Raw genomic sequence first — 21,383 nt, 5'->3', positions numbered from 1 at the left:
AAAGACAATAAGCAGACCAATTCTTCCTCCAATAAATACAGGAAGCCGTGCAAGAAGTGCAGTGCTCTTTCATTAAAAACCGTCAAGAGCGCTTTCCCGTCCCGTGCCAGTCTAATGTCGTGACGGGCCTTGTTTCTACAGTATAAGCACCATACCGCCAAAGCATGACACTCTGCCTACGTACAGGCAAGGTCCAGGTTACGGACGCTAACCCTTAGTTTTAGCGAGCTAAACCTTAACTTTAGCAAGCTAAACCTTAAGGTTACGCTGCCCAAGTCAAGGTTTTGCCTACAGGCGAAGGACCTTACAGAATCATCATGGCAATCCGCGCACATGCCTCGGCATCTGCCAAAGCATGATGGTGCCTTGTCAAATCATAGCCACAACGAGCCGCCACGGTCTCAAGCCGATGGTTGGAAAGTTCCTTGCCAAAAACACGGCGCGAAGCCCGGCAAGTGCAATGAAACTCATAGCCCGGCCAATCCATGCCATAGCTGGAAAACACAGCCCGCAGACAGCCTTCGTCAAACGTACTGTTGTGTGCTACCAACGGCAACCCGGCGAGATATGGAGCCACCTCCATCCAGACGGCCGGGAAAAGCTGCGCGGCATCCGTATCTTGCCTTGTCAGTCCATGCACTTGTGTATTCCAATAACTATAATAATTAGGACAGGGACGAATCAGACGGTATATTTTCTCTTGTATCTTGCCGTCCCTCACTATCACAATCCCCACACTGCATACGCTGGTACGCTCGCGGTTGGCCGTCTCAAAATCTATAGCTGCAAAATTCTCCATGTTCTCTTTCCACTTTTTATTCCATAAGACCTGTCCTGGCACACTGGCCCATCCCCGGCCTTTCTTTAATGCATGCAAAAATAGCAAAAAGTTCAATGAGGTGACCTACTTCCTATAATTAAGTATATTCAGGCGCGGACAAGGCAGTTCTGAAGGTACAATCAGACAACCGGAAAAACGGTGTATAAACAGAAACTTATAAGGAATAAAGCACGAATCCCCTCCTGCCGGCTTACCGATGCCGCAATGTAACAAGAATGAAACATATATGACATAAAGGGATAACAACTTCCACCGAATTTTGCAACCGAAAAATCCACTATCAAACAACTTTTATGAAAAAAAACATCTGTACGCTTCTGATGCTCTTGCTATCTCTTACAGGATTTGCCCAAACAGACTCGCCCAATGAAGACGGTAAAAAACTGGAGGTAGAGAAAATGGAAAAAAAAGACTATAAACCGGAAGTACATGGAACCATCCGCGCCAAATATGAATATCAGACGGGGATGGGTGCCGGACGCTTTGAAGTGCGCACCGCACGGGTCAGCCTCACGGGAAACGTTTTGCCCAAAGTAGCCTACAAGGCCGAAATAGACCTCTCCGACGAGGGCCAAATCAAAATGCTGGATGCCTACGCCCGCCTCTTCCCCTTGAAAGACTTTACCATCACTGCCGGACAAATGCGCGTGCCTTTCACCATCGATGCCCACCGGTCGCCACACGAACAATACTTTGCCAACCGCTCTTTCATTGCCAAACAGGTGGGCAATGTGCGCGACGTGGGTCTGACTTTGGGTTATACGCTGCCACTCGACATGCCCATCATACTGGAAGGAGGACTTTACAACGGTACAGGACTGACCAACCAGAAGGTATGGCATAAAGACGTGAACTATTCTGCCAAGGCACAACTGTTTCCCACAGACGGTTTAAACCTGACCCTGAGCGTGCAGGGCATTGAACCGGAAGAAGTCTGGATGCACTCCTACGACATAGGTGCCTATTACGAGACAGGACGCTTCCACATCGAAGGGGAATACCTGTTCAAGCAATACTCTGATAACGCCTTTAAAGATGTACATTCGGTAGACGCTTTCATTAACTACGACCTGCCTCTGCGAAAGGTATTTACCAAGATGTCTTTCCTGGCCCGCTATGACATGATGACCGACCATAGCGACGGTGAAACCCGCGATGAAAGCACCGGAGCTCTCAGCATAACCGATTACAAACGTCACCGCCTGACGGCAGGTATCACCTTCAGCCTCAGCAAAGCGTTCCGTACGGATTTGCGCCTCAACTTCGAGAAATATTTCTATCCCGAAGGCAGCTTAGCCAAGGAATCGGAACAAGATAAGGTAGTGCTGGAATTAATGGTGCGTTTCTAAAGCATCGGTCAGCCACTTCTTATTATAAGTAGGCATTCTTTCTTCACTTTTCCGCGCCAGCACTTGCTTTTCTCATCCCAAACGGTTATTTTTGGGGATTAAAGGAAAAGAAGCAATATGGCAAACCCCATTCTACCCGGACTGACAGGGGCGGAACAGGAAGTGTTGTACCGCAAATTGTGGCAGTACAACGAGGGAAGGCCTTCTTATAAGGAGACAGGGGCCTATATTGTTGTGCTGCCCCGCCCCGGACATGTCAACTATTCCCTTTGGATTTACTCCCCCATCACCGAGCGGCAGTCTATCTTCTACATCTGCGAACTGACACCGGAAGCCGAAAGTTCTCTCCGGTTAGCCAGTTCGCTGTGTTTTTATGCACCGCGCCGGTTGTTTATGGTAAGCTACAGCGCCAAACACATGCAAAGCCGGGGTGACGACCTTATTCCGTTCGGCAAATACCGAGGACATTTCCTGCATGAGATTCTATCCGTAGACCCTGCCTATTTGTCGTGGATTGCTTTCAAGTTCACTCCCCGTATTCCTAAGCAGGAGCGATTCGTGCAGATAGCCCAAGTTTACCACACCGTACACCTTGATTTCCAGCAACGGCGGAGCCGGCAAGGTGTGCAAGGACGATTCTTGGGGAAAGAAGGCGACAAGGTGACAGACCTTTCACTGACCGTCTTGAAAGTACGCGTGGAGGATGACCCTTACAAGACACAAATAGAAGGTACTACAGCCTACTTCTATGTACGGCAAGTTCTCTGGCTGAAAGACCGGGCAGGCAATTACGTAACCTTCCGTATAGCTGCCCGCTCCGCCAGCCGTGAGTCGGGACACCTGCCCGCTTTGGAACACGCCTTCACTGCCGGAGAAACACTACATGTGGCATCGGCACGGATTGCACGCACGTATGTGACCAGAAATACAAGGTGGACAAGACTAAATTATGTAAAACTATCGTAAGAGTAACCAGCGCCCTTCTTAATTTTCTTCAAAACAGATGGAAAGGAAACGGAATGTACGTACCTTTGCAGGCAAAGCGAAAAATATATTCAAATCACCCTTATGCAGAAAGCCATGCAAAATTCCAACGACAACCAGGATATGAAACCAACGACAGACAGCGGGAAAACGGACCCGCTGAAGGTGATCTTCAACTACAACAACGTATTCTACAGCTTCTTCTACGACGATGCTGCCAGCTGCATCCACCGCTCACGCGAATACGCCATGAACTATGTCTACTCGGGCGAAATGGTGGTGGATGACGGCAAACAGCAAATACACGTGGGGAAAGGAGAATGTGTATTCATCCCTCGCGACCATCGCATCACACTCTATAAACGCTCTGCCAACGGAGAACGCTATTGCGGCATCTTCCTGATGTTTACCCGCAACTTTCTGCGCGAGAGGTACGCACAAGGCGGTCCCTACAAAGTACCGGACAATACACCGAAACTGGATACAGGTGTGCTCAAATTGCCACAGACGGTGGAAATAACCAGCCTTTTCGCTTCAATGACTCCTTACTTCGACCCGGAGGTGAAGCCGCAAGAAGACTTCATGCAACTGAAACTGCAAGAAGGATTACTCGCCCTGCTGCACATCGACCCACGGTTTGCTCCCACACTGTTCGACTTCAACGAACCCTGGAAAATAGATATTCTGGACTTCCTGAACCAAAATTACATGTACGAGTTCTCACAAGAAGAACTGGCCCATTACACGGGCAGAAGCCTGGCCACATTCAAACGCGACTTCAAGAAAATCAGCAGTCTGACACCGGAGCGATGGCTCATACACAAGCGGCTGGAAGTGGCCTATGAACTAATGAAGAAAGGGGAAAGGAAAATATCCGAAGTCTGCGACAAAGTAGGATTCAAGAATCAATCACACTTCTCCAACGCCTTTAAGAAGCAATACGGCATTCCCCCGACTGCCCTGATTCCATCCTATTGAAGCAAATCCATGAGCTTTTCAGCAATCCATTTTGAGCCTCACAACAACGACGTTGTGGGGCTTTTCTCTTACCTTTGCCCTCAGAATCAAAAAGAATTAAGCTATGACACATTTCATCCCCCGATTAAGCATGTTGCTGCTGGTCTGCCTGGCAAGTACAAGCCACATGACTGCACAAGAAAAACAAACCCTTAACACCAATAACATCATGGAAGAAAAACTGAATCTGACACAAGAGTGGGACAAGGTATTCCCACAAAGCAACCGGGTGAACCACACGAAGGTAACCTTTCACAACCGTTACGGAATCACCTTGGCTGCCGACCTCTACATCCCTAAAGACATTACAGGCCCGCTGCCTGCCATCGCCGTCAGCGGACCCTTCGGTGCTGTCAAAGAACAAGCATCCGGCCTTTACGCGCAGACATTGGCCGAACACGGATTCCTGACCATCGCTTTCGACCCATCCTTCACGGGAGAGAGCGGAGGGCAACCCCGATACGTAGCTTCACCGGACATCAACACCGAAGATTTCTGCGCCGCTGTCGACTACCTCTCTACACGCACAGATGTAGACCCCGAACGTATTGGCATTCTGGGCATCTGCGGCTGGGGAGGAATGGCCGTCAACGCAGCAGCCATCGACACACGCATCAAAGCCACCGTAGCCTGCACGATGTACGACATGAGCCGCGTCACTGCCAACGGCTACTTCGACGCCGCCAATAACGCCGATGCACGCCAATCTCTGCGCCAACAACTCAACGCACAACGCACCAAAGACTATGCCGAGGGTACGTATGCCCTGGCCGGAGGCGTGGCAGATACACTGCCGGCAGACGCACCTCAATTCGTCAAAGATTACCACGCATACTACAAGACTCCGCGAGGCTACCACCCACGCTCGCTTAACTCTAACGGCGGATGGAATGTGACCTCTTCCCTCTCCTTCCTCAACATGCCGCTACTGTCTTATGCCAGCGAAATACGCAGTGCCGTAATGCTGATACACGGTGAAAAAGCCCACTCGCGTTATTTCAGTGAAGACGTTTACAAACAACTGAAGGGCGACAACAAAGAGCTGCTCATTGTGGCCGGCGCCAACCATACCGACCTGTATGACAACTTAGAGAAGATTCCCTTCGACCGCATCGCACACTTCTTCCGCTCCCACCTGAAATGAAGTGATTTAAACTACTCTCCCCAATACGGATGCTTGTGTGCCGGACAGCTATTTCTGACAGACTCTTCCTACGAAGTAGCCAGGCAATAAGCAACGGACTGCCAAGCGCTAAGCAGTACGCTGCCAGGCGCTAAGCAATAAGCTCGTTATATATTAGAAGCGAGTCGCTGATTATCAGCATAATATAGATTGCTCCATTTCTATGGGCGGGAAAGTTTGAAACACTTCAATAAGAACCTGCACACGATTGCGGAAAGTAGACCGGATGTTCGTACAATGTGGAAGCATTGTACGAACAAAGAAGAGAGATTCATTCCCTGCATATCCGGCCAACTTTCCGCAAGCAGGAAACCACCTCCACCCTATCCTCCCCTCACACTATCCGTTTAGAAATCTTAATCTTCTGCAAGCGAACCCAAAAGAATTTCCCTTTTCGCAAAGAAATCCGTATATTTGCCCGCCAATAAGAAAAAAGAAGCAGTTCTGCGGGTTATTAACAAAACGGACGACTTATCAACCGTTTCCGCATTCTTTCTCCTTTTCAGTAGGCACAATGAGAAATAATTGCTTATTTCGCCCCCAGATAATAAAAGATAGATTATGGGAAAAATAATTGCCATGGCCAATCAGAAAGGCGGTGTGGGCAAAACCACCACCACCATCAACTTGGCCGCTTCGCTTGCCACACTGGAAAAGAAAGTGCTCGTCGTTGATGCCGACCCCCAAGCCAATGCCTCGTCGGGGCTGGGTGTAGACATCAAACAAGCCGACTGCACCATCTACGAATGTCTCATTGACGGCGCAGACGTACGGAAGGCTATCCACGGCACGGAGATAGACACCCTGAAAGTCATCTCCTCACACATCAACCTGGTTGGAGCCGAAATAGAAATGCTGAACCTGAAGAACCGCGAAAGAATCTTAAAAGAAGTGCTCGCCCCACTGAAAGATGAGTTCGACTACATTCTGATAGACTGCTCGCCTTCGCTGGGACTCATTACTGTCAATGCGCTGACGGCTGCCGACTCGGTCATCATCCCGGTGCAGGCCGAATATTTCGCGCTGGAAGGCATCAGCAAACTGCTGAACACCATCAAAATTATCAAGACGAAATTAAACCCCGGACTTGAAATTGAAGGTTTCCTGCTGACCATGTACGACTCGCGCCTGCGACAGGCAAACCAGATATACGATGAAGTGAAACGGCATTTTCAGGAGCTGGTGTTCAACACAGTCATACAGCGCAACGTCAAACTGAGCGAAGCACCCAGCTACGGATTGCCCACTATCTTGTATGATGCAGACTCGACGGGCGCCAAAAACCATTTGGCACTGGCCAAAGAACTGATAAGCAGAAACCAACAAAAGCCACTTTAAAGAACGATTATGGTACAACGAAGAAATGCACTCGGACGCGGACTCGATGCCCTGCTCTCTATAGATGAGGTGCAGACAGAAGGCTCTTCGTCCATCAACGAAATAGCCCTCGACAAGATTTCCGTCAATCCCAACCAACCCCGACGTGATTTCGACCCGGTCGCTTTGCAGGAACTGGCCGACTCCATCGCAGAAATCGGCATTATCCAACCTGTCACCCTGCGGCAGATGGGCGATGACACTTACCAGATTATCGCTGGCGAACGACGTTTTCGCGCTGCACAACAAGCCGGACTCCACACAATCCCCGCTTATATACGTACGGCCGATGATGAGAATGTGATGGAAATGGCCCTTATTGAAAACATACAGCGCGAAGACCTCAACTCAGTGGAAATAGCTCTGGCTTACCAACATCTTATAGAACAATACGGCCTGACACAAGAACGGCTAAGCGAACGAGTAGGCAAAAAACGAACGACCATAGCCAACTACCTGCGCCTGCTGAAACTGCCTGCCCCTATCCAGATAGGCATCCAAAACAAGCAGATAGACATGGGACACGCACGTGCCCTGCTGACATTGGATGATCCCAAACTGCAAGTAAAAGTATATGAAGAGATACTGACACATGGATACTCCGTGCGCAAAGTAGAAGAAATAGTCAAAGCCCTGAGCGTAGGAGAGGCCGTGAAAAGTGGCAGCCGGAAAATAGCTCCCAAACAAGCTAAACTGCCCGAAGAATTCAACCTGCTGAAACAACAGCTTTCCGGTTTCTTTAACACAAAAGTACAGCTGACTTGCTCAGAGAAAGGGAAAGGAAAAATCAGCATACCTTTTAATAACGAAGAAGAATTAGAACGTATCATCGGCATCTTCGATACGCTAAAGAACAAATGACAACGAACAGAAGCACATATCGCATTCTAATAGCCTTGCTATTCTGCTTCGTGCAAATGGCAGGAATGACTATGTATGGCCAAGACCGCCCGCGCGCAGCTCTTAAACGTGCCCACGCATTGCAGACAGACAGTCTGAATCCTGTATTGCACCTGCAAACCGACTCCATAGACAGTCTCAACACTCCTGCCCTTATGGAAACGGCAGACAGTCTGGCCGTAGCCGACAGCATTGCTGCTTCCAACAAAAACAAGATGCTGGAACTTACAGCATCGCCCAACCTCGCAGAACCGACCTCCCCCACCGATAGTCTGTCTAAGGAGATGAAACGCAAACTGTGGGTGCCTAATCCTGTCAAAGCAACGTGGTTAGCACTCATAATACCGGGAGGCGGACAGATTTACAACCGCAAATATTGGAAACTGCCCATCTTTTACGGTGGATTTGCCGGATGTGCCTATGCCCTCACATGGAACGGGAAAATGTATCGCGACTATTTCAATGCTTATCGGGATGCAGCCAACGGCAACTGGAACTCAACCAACATCACGGAACTGATTCCACCGTCTTACATGGAGCAAGTATCGCAATCGCAACTTATAGACCTGCTGCGCCGACGCAAAGACACTTTCCGACGATACCGCGACCTGAGTATCTTTGCTTTCATAGGCGTATACCTGCTGTCTGTCATAGATGCCTATGTAGACGCTGAACTGTCCAACTTTGACATTACCCCCGACTTGAGCATGAAAGTGGAGCCGGCTGTCATCGATACACAAACGACGTCGCGCGGGACTAACCGCTCCGTAGGTCTGCAATGTAGTTTCCGATTTTAAGAAATATCATATCATAACCTTAGAAAAACAACCGATATGCATTTAAAAGACATACGCAATCATCTGCTTACCGCCCCTTTGTTCATGCTGTATAGTGTACTGGCCATACAGCCTGCACACGCACAGGAAAACATGAATATCGTCATCAACGAAAATGGCACACAACATACAGATACCATTGATTTACCAGCAGGCATGACCTACCCGCTTGACAGCCTGCTCAATGACTGGAAAGCCAAAACTTATATTGATTTGGGGAAAGACTGCAGCACTTCCACCACCAACCCTCTCTTCAGCGATTCGGTGTATATTGACCGCCTGTCGCGCATGCCTGTCATCATGGAAATGCCCTACAATGACATCGTACGCAAATTCATAGATACTTATACTAACCGTTTGCGTGGACAAGTGGCATTCATGCTGAGTGCCTGCAACTTCTATATGCCTATCTTTGAAGAAGCTCTGGATGCATATAATCTTCCGTTAGAATTGAAATATCTACCCATCATAGAGTCGGCATTAAACCCTTCAGCCGTATCCCGTGCAGGTGCCACGGGTCTATGGCAATTCATGTTAGCCACAGGAAAACTATATGGTCTGGAAAGCAACAGCCTGGTAGATGAACGGCGTGACCCCATCAAAGCGACCTGGGCCGCTGCCCGATACCTGAAAGACATGTACGACATTTACAAGGACTGGAATTTGGTGATTGCTGCCTATAACTGTGGCCCAGGAAATATCAATAAGGCTATCAGACGGGCAGGAGGAAAAACGGACTATTGGGAAATATATAACTACCTGCCACGTGAAACCCGTGGGTACGTACCGGCATTTATTGCAGCCAACTATGTAATGACTTACTACTGCAAACACAATATTTGTCCGATGGAAACTAATATTCCCAAGTCTACAGACACCATTCAGGTGAACCAGAAACTCCACTTCGAACAAATAGCAGATATTTGCCATATACCCGTTGAAGAAATCAAAAGTCTGAACCCGCAATATAAACGCAACATTGTGCCAGGCGACAGCAAACCCTGCATATTACGACTTCCCACCGAAACTATCAGCACTTTTATAGACAACCAAGACACCATTTACGCGCACCGCAGCAAAGAATTGTTTAAAAATCGCCGCACGGTAGCCTCTGTCGATGCCAAGACGAGCAGCGGTAGTGGAAAAGTCGTCTACTACAAGATACGCAATGGAGATACATTAAGCAACATAGCCTCCAAATATGGCGTATCTGTCCGCCAATTGCGCCAGTGGAATGGCTTGCGCAATAACAAAATCCGAGCAGGAAAACGATTGAAGATTTACAGATAAACGGACTTAAGGCCACCTTCAAAGCAAGAGGCTGCCTCAGCATGAATTCAGACTGTCATTCTGCCTTGTCATACCGATGAGGGGAGGGAGTTTGCGATGTTGAGACAGCCTCTCATCTGTATCCGTTGCACCTGGCACAGACTGCTGAATAAAGTTTAAACTGGTTTTAAGAGAAGATTCGAACAATTGCCGACTCATTGGCTCAAGAATAGAATATTCCTTCTGACTATCTGAATTTCAAAGAGGTATATCCCTCATAGAGATTTACAAATCATACCTTATTTACGCTTCACGCATTTTCCGGCTCCTGTCTGTTTACTCCTTGTCTATTACAAGCCCGCTTCAGACGTATTAGAAATCCGGTGCTTATATATAAGAAGTCTGCTTCGTAAAAACAAGACAGAGAACCCAACAAGCAGATAATCCCCAAAGCAATCCACACCTTATCACAGTCAAGTGCAGCACAGAGGAAAAGCGTCTCATTAATAGAGAATTAAGGACCAAGCTAAGCGAAAGTAACCCATTTATATCAAACACAAGCGCAGAGGCACAGAGCATGTGAATTGGTCCTGCGTGAAAAGAGTTCACAAAAGTATCCCTCTTTCCCGTATGGCAGAGGCATTCCAAACCGAAAGCCTATACTGCACCATCATCACTCCAGAGCAGGCAAACACAAATGTTCAGTGCCTTTGCGCCTCCGTGTTCGATTATCCATTCAGCGGAGCACTTGCTTATCGTCCCTCAACGCTCAATATATCCTGGCACAGTCCATAGCCATACATCATCATGCGTGGTATATGGAAAGGCCCTTTAAAAATATTTCCCTTCGCCGGTTGAGCTACCGTGCCATCTCGATGCAGGTAACCGTACCATTCTCCATATTCCTTATCCGGGAAATGAGCGTATGTCCAGTCACTGACCCTCTTGTGCATTTCCAAATATTTTTCATCCTTCGTAGCCAAATAAGCATAAAGCGAGGCAATAATAGTTTCAGTCTGCGGCCACCAGAATTTCATATCCTGCGAATAGTCCTGTACAGGAAGATGTCGGCAATCACGGAAGTTGATAATACCTCCATACTGCTCATCCCACCCCCATTTCCACGACCAGTCAAGAATCTGCAGAGCCAATTCGGTCAAGCCCTTTTCCCAATTACGGTGACGAGCTTCTTCCAGCAAGAACCATGAGGTCTCGATACAGTGTCCGGGATTAATCAGACGACCGTTACACGTATCAATAAACTCTCCTTCCGGTCCTACCATTTCGAGCAGAGCTTCAAACTCGGGATGAACGAAGTAACGACGGATGGCATCAATAGACTCATCAATCTGCGCATCCAATTCTGGAGCCTGGATTGCTTCCCGAATACGCGATGCCGTATTGATGAGAATCATCGTGACAGAATGTCCCCGCGCCTGCAAAGTCGGCAAATACTTGGGTTCCAATATCCCCGGCGTATTCAAATAATGACGGATGCGTCCAAACAAATCCAATGCCTTTCGAGCATACAATTCATCGCCCGATGCTATGGCATATTCAGACATGGCAATGGCAGCAAAAGTCTCGGAGAATACATAACGCCGTTTGCGCAACGGACGGCCATCGGCTGTCACCTCAAAGAACATACGTCCATCCGTATCAGTACAATGCTGTTCTATAAAATCAATACAACTTTTAGAGGCTGCCAACCACTCCGGGTTCTTCTCGATGTGATTGTAGGCATAAGAGGTAATAAATCCGAACCTGCCTTGAAACCAGACTGACTTGGTGCTGTCTATCAGACTACCATCCCGGTTCACGCAAGTATATACCCCTCCGTTCTGCCTGTCTAAGCCATGTTTAAGCCAGAAAGGCAAGATGTCATTGGTCAGGCTCTCCCGATAAGAAGCAGCCCAGGCATTCAAATAATTGTCAACATTCATAACAGGAAAGTTTTAAAATTGGTTGCAACGCTCAAAGAATCCGATGGCTTCAAGTTGCTCCCTCATACGTATCTCCTCCTCATCGGTCATGTTCTGGAAAGGTGTACGGTTTTTGCCCAGATCAAGACCAATCAGTTTCATAATGCGCTTGCCAGCCACGATGTTTCCACGATAATTGCAAATGACATTGATAACTTCCTGTGCAAAGTTCTGACGTTCACGGGCCAATGCCAAATCTCCATTTTTCCAAGCATCCAAAATACCTACCAGCTCCCGACCGTTATAATTCGTTGTTCCTCCAATGCCACCTTGGGCACCTCCCATGGCCAGACAAGGCAATATGGTTTCATCTTGTCCATGCAGCATATCGTACTTGCCATTCTTATACAAACGGCACTGGTTGTATTCATACAGACTTTCAAAAGTATATTTGATACCGGCAAAATTAGGCACACGTCCGTCTACTGCCTCCAAGAACTTGACCATGGACAAATATGCGCCATTGAAAGCCGGAATATGATAATAGTAGAAAGGCAGGTCGGGAGCACCGGCAGCTATCTCCTCAACATATTTCACCAATTCTTCTACCCGATTGATTTTCGGAAAAGGAGGAGCCATGGCACCTACCCCCCAAGCTCCCATCTTCTGGGCATGCTCGGCCAGCTTACGGCTGGACTTGACACAACAACTGCCTACATGCACAATGACTTTAAAACCTTCCGGAGCTGCTTCCAGCCAACGCTCGGTCAACTTCATACGTTCTTCTTCGGTCAGCATATACCCTTCACCCGAAGAACCATTGATAAAAACGCCCTTCAGGCCATTCTTCTGCAACATCTTTGCGTATGTTCCGATAGGTTCATAATTCACTTCGCCATTCGCATAAAACGGAGTGAACGGCGCATCAATCAATCCGACAATTTTCTCCATAAACTTGTTGATTTTATAAGTAAACAAATATTATACAATAATTAGCATATAGAACAAGGGAAGCCTTTCTGAAGAAGCTGGCTGTTTTCATCATACGCGACATCCCCACTTACCACCCTATTCCATATTGTCTGTCTTCGGCCGCAAGAAGTAAAGCTGCAACCCCAAAGCTATCAATACCACTATACTAAGCAAAGCAAAGCCTTGCCCCAGATTACCTCCGTCTGTCCATTTTCCAAAAACCTCAGTAACCGCTGCTCCGGCAAACACACCAGTCATATTCATCAACCCATAAGCCGTACCGCGGTATTTGGCTGAGACAAACTGGCAAAGAATGGGCATGTTGTTTGCATCAAAAATGCCATAGCCTATCCCAAACAGTAGTCCCGCCCCTACTACGGCTGGCAAACTATGCCCGAACCCCAGCAGCAATAAAGCAGGAACGGTCAGACCTAACCCTATGGCACCTGTATAAACACGGCCACGTATGTTGCGCTGTACCCAACGGTCGCTCAATATTCCTCCCATAATCACTCCTATGAAAGAAGATACTGCTATGGTGATGGTTGAAATAGGTCCGGCTTCAGACATGGGAATACCCAAACTCTCCGAAAACAAGGTAGGAGACCAATTCTTGATGGCCCACCCCGGAAGACTGGGAGCTGCAAAATAGAATAGGATAATCCAGAAAGCCAGCGTGGAAAACAATACCCCCAAACCTGCAAACAAAGAAGGCTTCTTTTCCTGACTTTCCTTCACGCTCCGGGACACCACGGCATGATGAGGATTTTCATGAAGCAGAACAACCAGCAACAAGGAATAGACGACCCCGATAATGCCAAACCAATGGAAAGTGGAATGCCAAGAAAACAAAGCGGCGATTGTTGCACCAAAGCCACCAATAGCCTGTCCTACGTATAAGCCTGTCATGTGAATTCCAATGGCCAAGGAGCGGGATTTCCCTTCATGCCAGTCTGCGATGAGAGACAAAGCGGAAGGTATGTAAAGAGCCTCACTGATGCCCATTATGGCACGAAGCCAATAAAGTTGGTGGAAGGTTTCGGCATATCCCATCATCCAGGTAACAAACGACCAGACAAACAGGCTTCCCACTACCAGCCACTTGCGGCTGACACGGTCGGCCACCATACCGGCAACAGGGCTCAAGAAACCATATATCCACAAGAATATGGCCATCAATGCGCCAAAAGCCTCTGCTTTATTCAATTCCACAATATCCACTTTCATGGCTTCCTGCATAGTAGAAAGCATCTGGCGGTCCATATAATTCAACAGGGCAACTACCCACAAAAGACCTACTACAATCCAAGGATAAAATTTACTGTTCTTCATGGCCATACTCCATTATAATTTAACCTTCGCTATTAATTTCCTTATTTTACCCTGCCCGATAAGAGGAGCATGCGTATCTTCGGGATAAACAATCACATATTCTCCCGGACGAAGATCTATATAAGTGGTGGCCCGGTCAGAATACAAGGCACAATCGCCTTCTTCACTGTAAGATTTTATTTCCTCGGTTACGTCTTCCAAAGGCTTCCAGCCTATCCGTTCTGCCCCTTCCAAAAGGATGTGCACATCAATATAAGCCCGATGCACTTCCAAAGGCTGCTTATCGGCCGATACTCCATCGGCTGCTACATTGTTTATATACAGGTTATCACCGGCAATATCAATGCGCCCCAAGTCTGCATGAAGCAAATCGTGAGACTTTACATACTCAAAAAGAGTCCTGAACAAGGGATGAAGAGACTCTATCCGACTACTGTTTTTCAAATTAGATACTATCATTTTCCAAATTTTAATTATATTCAACCATTGCACGACAAAGATATGCCTAATTTTACAAACAGCCAAGAAAATAATTAATTATTTAATTTACAAAATCCATCATTAACGCTTGCGTTTAATTAATGGTACTCTGTCTCAATAAGACAACATCTCCGTAGTTTCACCATTGATGCACTGACACTGCATCTGTTATGGAAAACTACGGAGAGACAGTTGTTGTAAGCTGATGTTTAGAACCTGCAAAATTTTTCCTCGTAAAGATCTTATTCAGCCGCTTATCAGGTCAATTTTCAATCATACGGCTGCGCGCCATCAGGCAAGCTCCCACTACACCGGCTTTTTCCCTCAGTTTAGAAGCAATGATTACCGTGTCTTTGTTGACAAGATTCAGCGAATATTTCCGCACGGCAGTCTTAATGGGCTGAATAATATAATCTTCTGTCTGCGAAAGCGTGCCACCGATGACTACCATTTCCGGGTTGAAAATATTGATAAGTCCCGCTACATGCTTACCCAACTTTTGCCCTATCTCCTCCAGAATATCAATGCACAATAAATCTTCTCTACGGATAGCCTCCATTATCTCATCCAATGTCAACGGTGTAGACGTATTCAGCACTCGTTCCGACAGAATAGAACGCTCTCCACTTTTGATGCGTTCAATCAGAATGCGGTGCAAGGCCAATCCCGAAGCCTCCGTTTCCAGACATCCTTTTTTACCACAATGGCAAATCACTTCATTATCGAAGGCATTGATATGTCCGAACTCACCAGAAAATCCAGACTTGCCTACATACATTTTTCCGTCAATGATAATGCCCAGTCCCAATCCCCAACTGATATTGACAAAAAGGACATTCTTTTCACCCTTCACACCACCTTGCAGATATTCTCCGTAAGCCATCGCACGCGTATCGTTATCTATGCTTACCGGATAGCCTATCTTCCGACTCAGCACTTCTGCCAATGGCTGCTCAGAAAAATTGAATACGCTGTAACTGTATCCGGAATCAGGATTAACACGGCCGAAAATATTGATGCAGATGTTCAGAATCTTTTCAGCCTCCTGCTTATCCACCCGCTGAATAAAGGTACGAACCGTTTCACACAACAGGTCGAGTGATTCCGGAGTATTGTCAAATTTATAAGGCACATTCATCTTTAAATCCACCATGTCTCCCTTAAAATTGACAAGACCGATATCCAGGCAATAATTCTTTATATCTACCCCTACAAAATAGCCCGATTCAGGATTTAATCCATACATAATGGGATGACGGCCGCCTTCTGTTTCGAGCTTTCCATAATCTTTAATATAGCCGTCCTCACACATTTCGTTAATGAATTTAGCTACAGTCGGTACGCTTAAATTCAGTTCTTTAGACAAATCTACAATGGTAGAGCCGCCATTATATATATAATAGGTAATAATCTTTTTCTTCAAAATGGCATTCTTACTACCTTGTTCAATTTCTTTTAATAAATCATGTGCCATAAAACTTGTTTTGGTAATAACTTGGACAAATATACGCAAATATATTCACTTTAGAACATTTTATATCTAAAAAAAGGAATGGCAAAGTGATTTAAACTTTTTATGCACAACACCGGCACACCGTATACAGGGCGGTTCCTCTGATAAGCCCTTCGCTGAAAGCAGCCAAGCGATAAGCAGCCGGCTTCCAAACGATAAGCAGCAAGCCTGCTATATATATGAAATAGTATACTGATTATCAGCAGCATACCACTCAGCTTATTCATTGGTCGAAAAGCGCAAGTCCGTTCGACAAGGAGGTATTTTAACCCGATAAAGCATAACGACTTATCCGGCTTTTATGGAAGAAAGCGTTGCATGTATGAATATTTTATGTAAATTTGCCCGTAAAATTCTATCTGAACAACAAAAACTTATGCTGACTTTCCCCAATGCCAAAATCAACCTGGGACTGAACATTACCGAAAAACGTCCCGACGGATACCATAATCTGGAAACGGTATTCTATCCCATCCCCGTGACTGATGCACTGGAAATCATACCGGCAAAAACAACCGGCGGAACCTCGAAATGCACGCTGCATCTTTACGGCCAAACCGTTGAAGGCCGCCCGGAGGACAATCTCGTATGCAAGGCATACCACCTGCTGGATGCCGATTTTGATTTGCCTCCAACAGAGGTGTATTTGAGCAAACACATTCCTTCGGGAGCCGGATTAGGCGGTGGATCGGCAGATGCAGCTTTCATGCTGAAGATGCTGAATGAGGTGTTTGAGTTGGGAATAACAGAAAACGAACTTGAGGCCTATGCCACCCGTCTCGGAGCCGACTGTGCTTTTTTCATTCGCAACCGCCCTACCTTTGCCCAAGGCATAGGCAACATCTTTTCGCCCATCGAACTCTCACTGGCAGGCTACCGGATTTGCCTCGTCAAACCTGATATTTTTGTCTCCACGCGCGAAGCCTTTGCCCGGATCACTCCCCGGCGAGCCACGACCTCTCCGAAAGACATCATACGCCTTCCCGTGGAGGAATGGAGAAACTATCTGGCCAACGATTTCGAAGAAAGTGTCTTTCCGCAATTTCCGCCTATTGCCGAAATCAAGCAGGAAATGTACCGTCTGGGAGCGGTATACGCTTCGATGAGCGGCTCCGGTTCATCGGTTTTCGGATTATTCAAAGCAGGAACCGAGTTACCGGAAATGGACTTTGGAAAAGGGGTTTTCGTTTATCAGGGAGAATTATCATAACAAAAACATAAAGACACACCGATGCAAAAAGGCGGGAAAAGCACTCCGCATTCTTACATCGGTGTCGTCATTTTATCGTCACTTCTCTTAATACACCTCTACCTTATCGGCCAGTCTCTTGGCCTTATCCCGGAGGGCATCAAGATTGCCACCTGCCGGCGCATAGCACAGCACTACGCCCATACGCCGATTCAAACGGGTAGTCGGCTTACCGAAAATGCGCAAATACGTATCTTCTTCCTTCAACACTTCTTCTACGCCGCGGTAATTGGGAGTTTTCTGACTGGAAATGCCAGACAGTATAACGGCACTGGCTCCCATACGCTCCAGTTTAATGCCCGGGATAGGCAAACCTAACACAGCTTGCAGGTGAAGTTCAAACTCATTCAGGTTCTGAGTACCAGCCAACGTTACCATGCCAGTATCGTGCGGACGGGGAGATAGCTCGGAGAAGTACACTCCATGTTCATGGCTCAGGAAAAATTCCACTCCCCACAACCCTGCACCGGTCAAGGCGCGGGTCACTTTTTCTGCCATGTCTTGCGCTTCCTTCAGATGGGCAGGATCGATACGTGCAGGCTGGAAACTCTCCCGATAATCGCCATTCTTCTGTACATGCCCAATGGGAGGACAAAACAGAGTAGGCCCCTCCTTCTGTGTCACTGTCAGCAACGTGATTTCGCTGTCGAACCGGATGAATTCTTCCACAATCAACTCTTTGATGTCACCCCGGCTACCACTACATCCGTATTCCCATGCATAAGCCAAATCTTCAGGACCTTTCACTACAGACTGTCCTTTGCCGGATGACGACATCAAAGGCTTCACCACACAAGGATAGCCTATTTTCCCGGCAGCTTCCGTCAATTCCTCCAACGACTTGGCGTAAAAATAGCGTGCCGTTTTCAACCCCAGTTCCTTGGCTGCCAAATCACGGATAGCCTTACGGTTCATCGTGAAGTTAACGGCACGTGCACTGGGCACCACCTGTATGCCTTCCTGCTCAAAATCATACAACCGCTCAGTACGGATAGCTTCAATTTCCGGCACAATAATATCGGGACGATACTTACGGACCGCCCGTTCGAGTGCCTCACCATCGAGCATACTGAACACTTCACACTCGTCGGCCACCTGCATAGCCGGCGCCCCTTCGTATGAATCGCACGCTATGACATACTGTCCCAGACGCTGGGCAGCTATAACAAATTCCTTGCCCAGTTCTCCTGAGCCTAACAACAAGATTTTCTTCATACTAATTGAGTTATGAATACGACAAAAAAGTAACCGAAAAAGGCAGATACCCTCTCCGGTTACTTCAATTGGATTATTCTTACTGATGTTGTTCGCGCAACAAATCATTCACGGTCTTCACCGGATTGAAAGTGCTGAGGGGCACTTCAACAAAGACGGTATTCCAATCGCTCATTGCCCCGTTCCACAAACCAGGCAACTCAAGCGCCTTCAAGTCTTTGCCATTTTTCGACTTCCGCGAGATAAAGCCTGTGGCTTTGTCTACATAGCGGGTCAGGTCGAACTTATGTCCCTTATAGTCACGCACTGCACAAACCAAATCTACCGGATTGAAATGCGTGCCTTTCTCGAACATTTCCTTCTTCTGAGGGTCGTTCATGTCTATCTGCGAGCTTTCCAGTATCTGCAATGAGATTGTGCCGTCAGCATTATAAGCCAGGAACGGACCTCCACCCGGTTCGCCTACATTCTTTACCATACCGCAGACACGCATCGGACGGTTCAGTTTCTTCTTCAGGTAGATGACCAGCTCGGCATCTTCCAGATTCTTCACCTCTGGATTCTTGCAGTGAAGTTTCTTCTGAAGGAACTGAAGGATTTCCAACACCTGCTCGTGGGTGTACTTACCACTGTCCAGCAACTGGAGGTAGGCAAAAGCCTGCTGCTGGAGACCTACCAGCACACCGGCAATAACCTTCTTGTAGAGCACCGTGTCACCCTTCAGCTTGTCGGGCACCACATTGTCAATGTTCTTGATGAAGATGACGTCTGCATCCAAGTCGTTCAGGTTCTCTATCAGAGCGCCGTGCCCGCCCGGACGGAAGAGCAACTTGCCATTGTCGCGGAAAGGCTGGTTATTCATGTCTGCGGCAATAGTATCGGTACTGGGTTTCTGCTCGGAGAAGGAGATATTATAGTCCACCCCGTAATGTTTGGCATAGATAGCGGCTTTCTCATCCACCAATGCCTTAAACAAGGGACGGTGTTCGGGCGAAACCGTGAAGTGCACGTTCACCTTGCCGTTCTTGTTAGCAGCATAAAGGGCACCTTCCACCAGATGCTCTTCCACAGGAGTGCGGTTGCCATCTTCATATTTGTGGAACTTCAGCAGTCCCTTGGGCAGAGCACCATAGTTCAGTCCTGCCGCTTGAAGCAAGGCAGCCACCACTGCCTTGTAGTTACCGTCGGCCACCAACGAAGCTATATTCTTACCCTCAGCCTTCTGGCAGGCAGCATCCAGGTCTTGGTAGAAAGCAAAGTCCGTGATACGGTCGAAGAACTTCTTCTCAAAGTCAGTAGTAGGAACGTCATAATCCGCTCCCAGAAACTCGAACAGATTCTTAAACATGCGGCTGGCTGCACCCGAGGCAGGCACAAACTTCACCACCGTCTTATCCGTCTGTGTATAAGCCTCCCACGCATCCAAATACTTCTTCTGCTCGTCGGCGTCGGGAGCCAGGATTCCGTTGTCCACGGAAGCGGCAGCATAAAGTTTCAGATAGGGAAATCCCTTCTCAAAGCAGGCCAACTGCTCAGCAATCTGTGCCTCGCTGATACCTTTCTGGGCCAGCAAGTCTTTGTCTTCTTGTGTCATCATGATGTTGTACAATGTTTATAGGATGAAATTTGCCCAAAAGTACATATATTTCCTGATACAGACAAACTTTTAGAAAGAAGAAGTTGAACATGAAAGGAAAAAACCTGCATATTTGCCACATCTTATTACCTTGTTATGCAAGCGCGAACTCCTCTGGCAAACTGATGCCAGCTCAAAGCCCCCAGAGCTTTCTGCTTAAGAGCGGCACACCATGCACCAATGGCCTTACATCCATCTCCTGCCGGAAAATACGGAGAAGGGCATATTTTTTATACAAGAAGCCTGCTCCATGTAACAAGAAATTCATACCTTTGCACCATATTTACAATTTAGGTTACATACTATCTACTACACAATGAGCGAAAAAGCACCTTTCATGGTCTTCTCGGGCACCAACTCGAGATACCTGGCAGAGAAAATCTGCAATCACCTCAACTGTCCGTTGGGCAAGATGAACATCACCCACTTCGCCGACGGCGAGTTTGCCGTGTCTTACGAAGAGTCTATCCGCGGACGACACGTCTTTCTGGTACAGTCCACTTTCCCCAACTCGGACAATCTTATGGAGTTGCTCCTGATGATTGATGCCGCCAAGCGAGCATCAGCCAAGAGCATCGTAGCCGTTATCCCCTACTTCGGTTGGGCACGCCAGGACCGCAAAGACAAACCGCGCGTATCCATCGGTGCCAAGCTGGTGGCCGATCTGCTTTCAGTAGCCGGCATCGACCGACTCATCACGATGGATTTGCATGCCGACCAGATCCAGGGATTCTTCAACATCCCCGTTGACCACCTCTACGCTTCGGCAGTGTTCCTGCCCTACATCCAGTCACTGAATCTGGAGAATCTGGTCATCGCTACCCCCGACGTGGGCGGCTCGAAACGTGCCAGCACATTCTCAAAGTATCTGGATGTACCTCTGGTACTTTGCAACAAAACGCGCGAGAAAGCCAATGTGGTGGCCAGTATGCAAATCATCGGTGACGTACAAGACAAGAATGTTGTGCTCATCGATGACATTGTAGACACTGCCGGTACTATCACCAAGGCAGCCAACATCATGATGGAAGCCGGAGCACGCTCGGTACGCGCCATTGCCAGCCATTGCGTAATGTCCGACCCCGCTTCGTTCCGCATTCAGGAATCGGCTTTGACAGAAATGGTTTTCACAGACAGCATTCCCTACTCCAAGAAATGCGACAAAGTAAAACAACTGAGCATTGCAGCCATGTTTGCAGAAACCATCCGTCGTGTGATGAACAACGAATCAATCAGTTCACAATACATTATCTGACATAGAATCCTAACATAAAAAAGGGCGCATCATTCTTTCGTGATGCGCCCTTT

At 47.5% G+C, this 21,383-nt stretch carries 18 protein-coding genes; 10 read left to right on the top strand and 8 right to left on the bottom strand.

Annotated features, from left to right (window positions below; translation table 11 throughout):
- Window positions 1-304 precede the first annotated feature (304 nt).
- Window positions 305-799 carry a 3'-5' exonuclease gene (locus B5F34_RS04755; protein WP_087335600.1) on the bottom strand — a complete coding sequence of 165 codons (495 nt, stop codon included), beginning with the start codon at window positions 797-799 and terminating at the stop codon, window positions 305-307.
- Between the two features lie 335 nt (window positions 800-1,134).
- Between B5F34_RS04755 and B5F34_RS04750 the strand changes: the two genes are divergently transcribed.
- The 8 genes from B5F34_RS04750 to B5F34_RS04715 all read left to right on the top strand — a co-directional run bounded on the left by B5F34_RS04750 (window position 1,135) and on the right by B5F34_RS04715 (window position 9,777).
- Window positions 1,135-2,190: a porin gene (locus tag B5F34_RS04750; protein ID WP_087335598.1), complete on the top strand. Its 1,056-nt coding sequence runs from the start codon at window positions 1,135-1,137 to the stop codon at window positions 2,188-2,190.
- A gap of 117 nt (window positions 2,191-2,307) precedes the next feature.
- Complete coding sequence (locus B5F34_RS04745) at window positions 2,308-3,156, top strand: hypothetical protein (RefSeq protein ID WP_087335596.1); 849 nt, start codon at window positions 2,308-2,310, stop codon at window positions 3,154-3,156.
- A 141-nt stretch (window positions 3,157-3,297) separates the two neighbouring features.
- Window positions 3,298-4,152, top strand: coding sequence for an AraC family transcriptional regulator (locus B5F34_RS04740; protein WP_087335665.1), 855 nt, complete (start codon window positions 3,298-3,300; stop codon window positions 4,150-4,152).
- Between the two features lie 166 nt (window positions 4,153-4,318).
- Window positions 4,319-5,335 (top strand): alpha/beta hydrolase, encoded by a 1,017-nt coding sequence (locus B5F34_RS04735; protein ID WP_239448809.1) that lies wholly within the window; start codon window positions 4,319-4,321, stop codon window positions 5,333-5,335.
- Window positions 5,336-5,935: 600 nt separating this feature from the next.
- Window positions 5,936-6,712: an AAA family ATPase gene (locus B5F34_RS04730; RefSeq protein ID WP_087335594.1), complete on the top strand. Its 777-nt coding sequence runs from the start codon at window positions 5,936-5,938 to the stop codon at window positions 6,710-6,712.
- Window positions 6,713-6,718: 6 nt separating this feature from the next.
- Window positions 6,719-7,612 (top strand): ParB/RepB/Spo0J family partition protein, encoded by an 894-nt coding sequence (locus tag B5F34_RS04725; protein ID WP_087335591.1) that lies wholly within the window; start codon window positions 6,719-6,721, stop codon window positions 7,610-7,612.
- Window positions 7,609-8,448: a DUF5683 domain-containing protein gene (locus B5F34_RS04720; RefSeq protein WP_087335589.1), complete on the top strand. Its 840-nt coding sequence runs from the start codon at window positions 7,609-7,611 to the stop codon at window positions 8,446-8,448. Before B5F34_RS04725 ends, B5F34_RS04720 begins: the two co-directional genes overlap by 4 nt.
- 84 nt (window positions 8,449-8,532) lie before the next feature.
- Window positions 8,533-9,777 carry a lytic transglycosylase domain-containing protein gene (locus B5F34_RS04715; protein WP_239448807.1) on the top strand — a complete coding sequence of 415 codons (1,245 nt, stop codon included), beginning with the start codon at window positions 8,533-8,535 and terminating at the stop codon, window positions 9,775-9,777.
- 731 nt (window positions 9,778-10,508) lie between these two features.
- Here the strand turns inward: B5F34_RS04715 and B5F34_RS04710 are convergent.
- The 5 genes from B5F34_RS04710 to B5F34_RS04690 all read right to left on the bottom strand — a co-directional run bounded on the left by B5F34_RS04710 (window position 10,509) and on the right by B5F34_RS04690 (window position 15,936).
- A complete protein-coding gene (locus B5F34_RS04710; protein WP_087335585.1) occupies window positions 10,509-11,699 on the bottom strand; it encodes an AGE family epimerase/isomerase in 1,191 nt (396 codons plus the stop codon).
- 12 nt (window positions 11,700-11,711) lie between these two features.
- Window positions 11,712-12,629: a dihydrodipicolinate synthase family protein gene (locus B5F34_RS04705; protein ID WP_087335583.1), complete on the bottom strand. Its 918-nt coding sequence runs from the start codon at window positions 12,627-12,629 to the stop codon at window positions 11,712-11,714.
- 117 nt (window positions 12,630-12,746) lie between these two features.
- On the bottom strand, window positions 12,747-13,982 hold the full coding sequence (locus B5F34_RS04700; RefSeq protein WP_087335661.1) for an MFS transporter: 1,236 nt from the start codon (window positions 13,980-13,982) through the stop codon (window positions 12,747-12,749).
- A gap of 12 nt (window positions 13,983-13,994) precedes the next feature.
- The gene (locus B5F34_RS04695) at window positions 13,995-14,441 is read right to left on the bottom strand and encodes a YhcH/YjgK/YiaL family protein (protein ID WP_087335659.1); all 447 of its coding nucleotides are present in this window, start codon (window positions 14,439-14,441) and stop codon (window positions 13,995-13,997) included.
- Window positions 14,442-14,724: 283 nt separating this feature from the next.
- Window positions 14,725-15,936 (bottom strand): ROK family transcriptional regulator, encoded by a 1,212-nt coding sequence (locus B5F34_RS04690; protein WP_087335581.1) that lies wholly within the window; start codon window positions 15,934-15,936, stop codon window positions 14,725-14,727.
- 415 nt (window positions 15,937-16,351) lie between these two features.
- Between B5F34_RS04690 and ispE the strand changes: the two genes are divergently transcribed.
- Window positions 16,352-17,185, top strand: coding sequence for a 4-(cytidine 5'-diphospho)-2-C-methyl-D-erythritol kinase (gene ispE, locus B5F34_RS04685; RefSeq protein ID WP_087335579.1), 834 nt, complete (start codon window positions 16,352-16,354; stop codon window positions 17,183-17,185).
- Window positions 17,186-17,272: 87 nt separating this feature from the next.
- On the opposite strand, the gene purT is transcribed toward ispE, so the two are convergent.
- Both purT and B5F34_RS04675 read right to left on the bottom strand, forming a co-directional pair.
- Complete coding sequence (gene purT, locus B5F34_RS04680) at window positions 17,273-18,439, bottom strand: formate-dependent phosphoribosylglycinamide formyltransferase (RefSeq protein ID WP_087335577.1); 1,167 nt, start codon at window positions 18,437-18,439, stop codon at window positions 17,273-17,275.
- A 79-nt stretch (window positions 18,440-18,518) separates the two neighbouring features.
- On the bottom strand, window positions 18,519-20,036 hold the full coding sequence (locus B5F34_RS04675; RefSeq protein WP_087335575.1) for a DUF4301 family protein: 1,518 nt from the start codon (window positions 20,034-20,036) through the stop codon (window positions 18,519-18,521).
- Between the two features lie 355 nt (window positions 20,037-20,391).
- On the opposite strand from B5F34_RS04675, the gene B5F34_RS04670 reads away from it, so the two are divergent.
- Window positions 20,392-21,330: a ribose-phosphate pyrophosphokinase gene (locus B5F34_RS04670; protein ID WP_162609285.1), complete on the top strand. Its 939-nt coding sequence runs from the start codon at window positions 20,392-20,394 to the stop codon at window positions 21,328-21,330.
- Window positions 21,331-21,383 lie beyond the last annotated feature (53 nt).

This window comes from Mediterranea sp. An20, from assembly GCF_002160055.1.
In the GTDB taxonomy this organism is placed as follows: domain Bacteria; phylum Bacteroidota; class Bacteroidia; order Bacteroidales; family Bacteroidaceae; genus Bacteroides; species Bacteroides avicola.
This window is presented reverse-complemented; position numbering and strand designations above follow the sequence as displayed.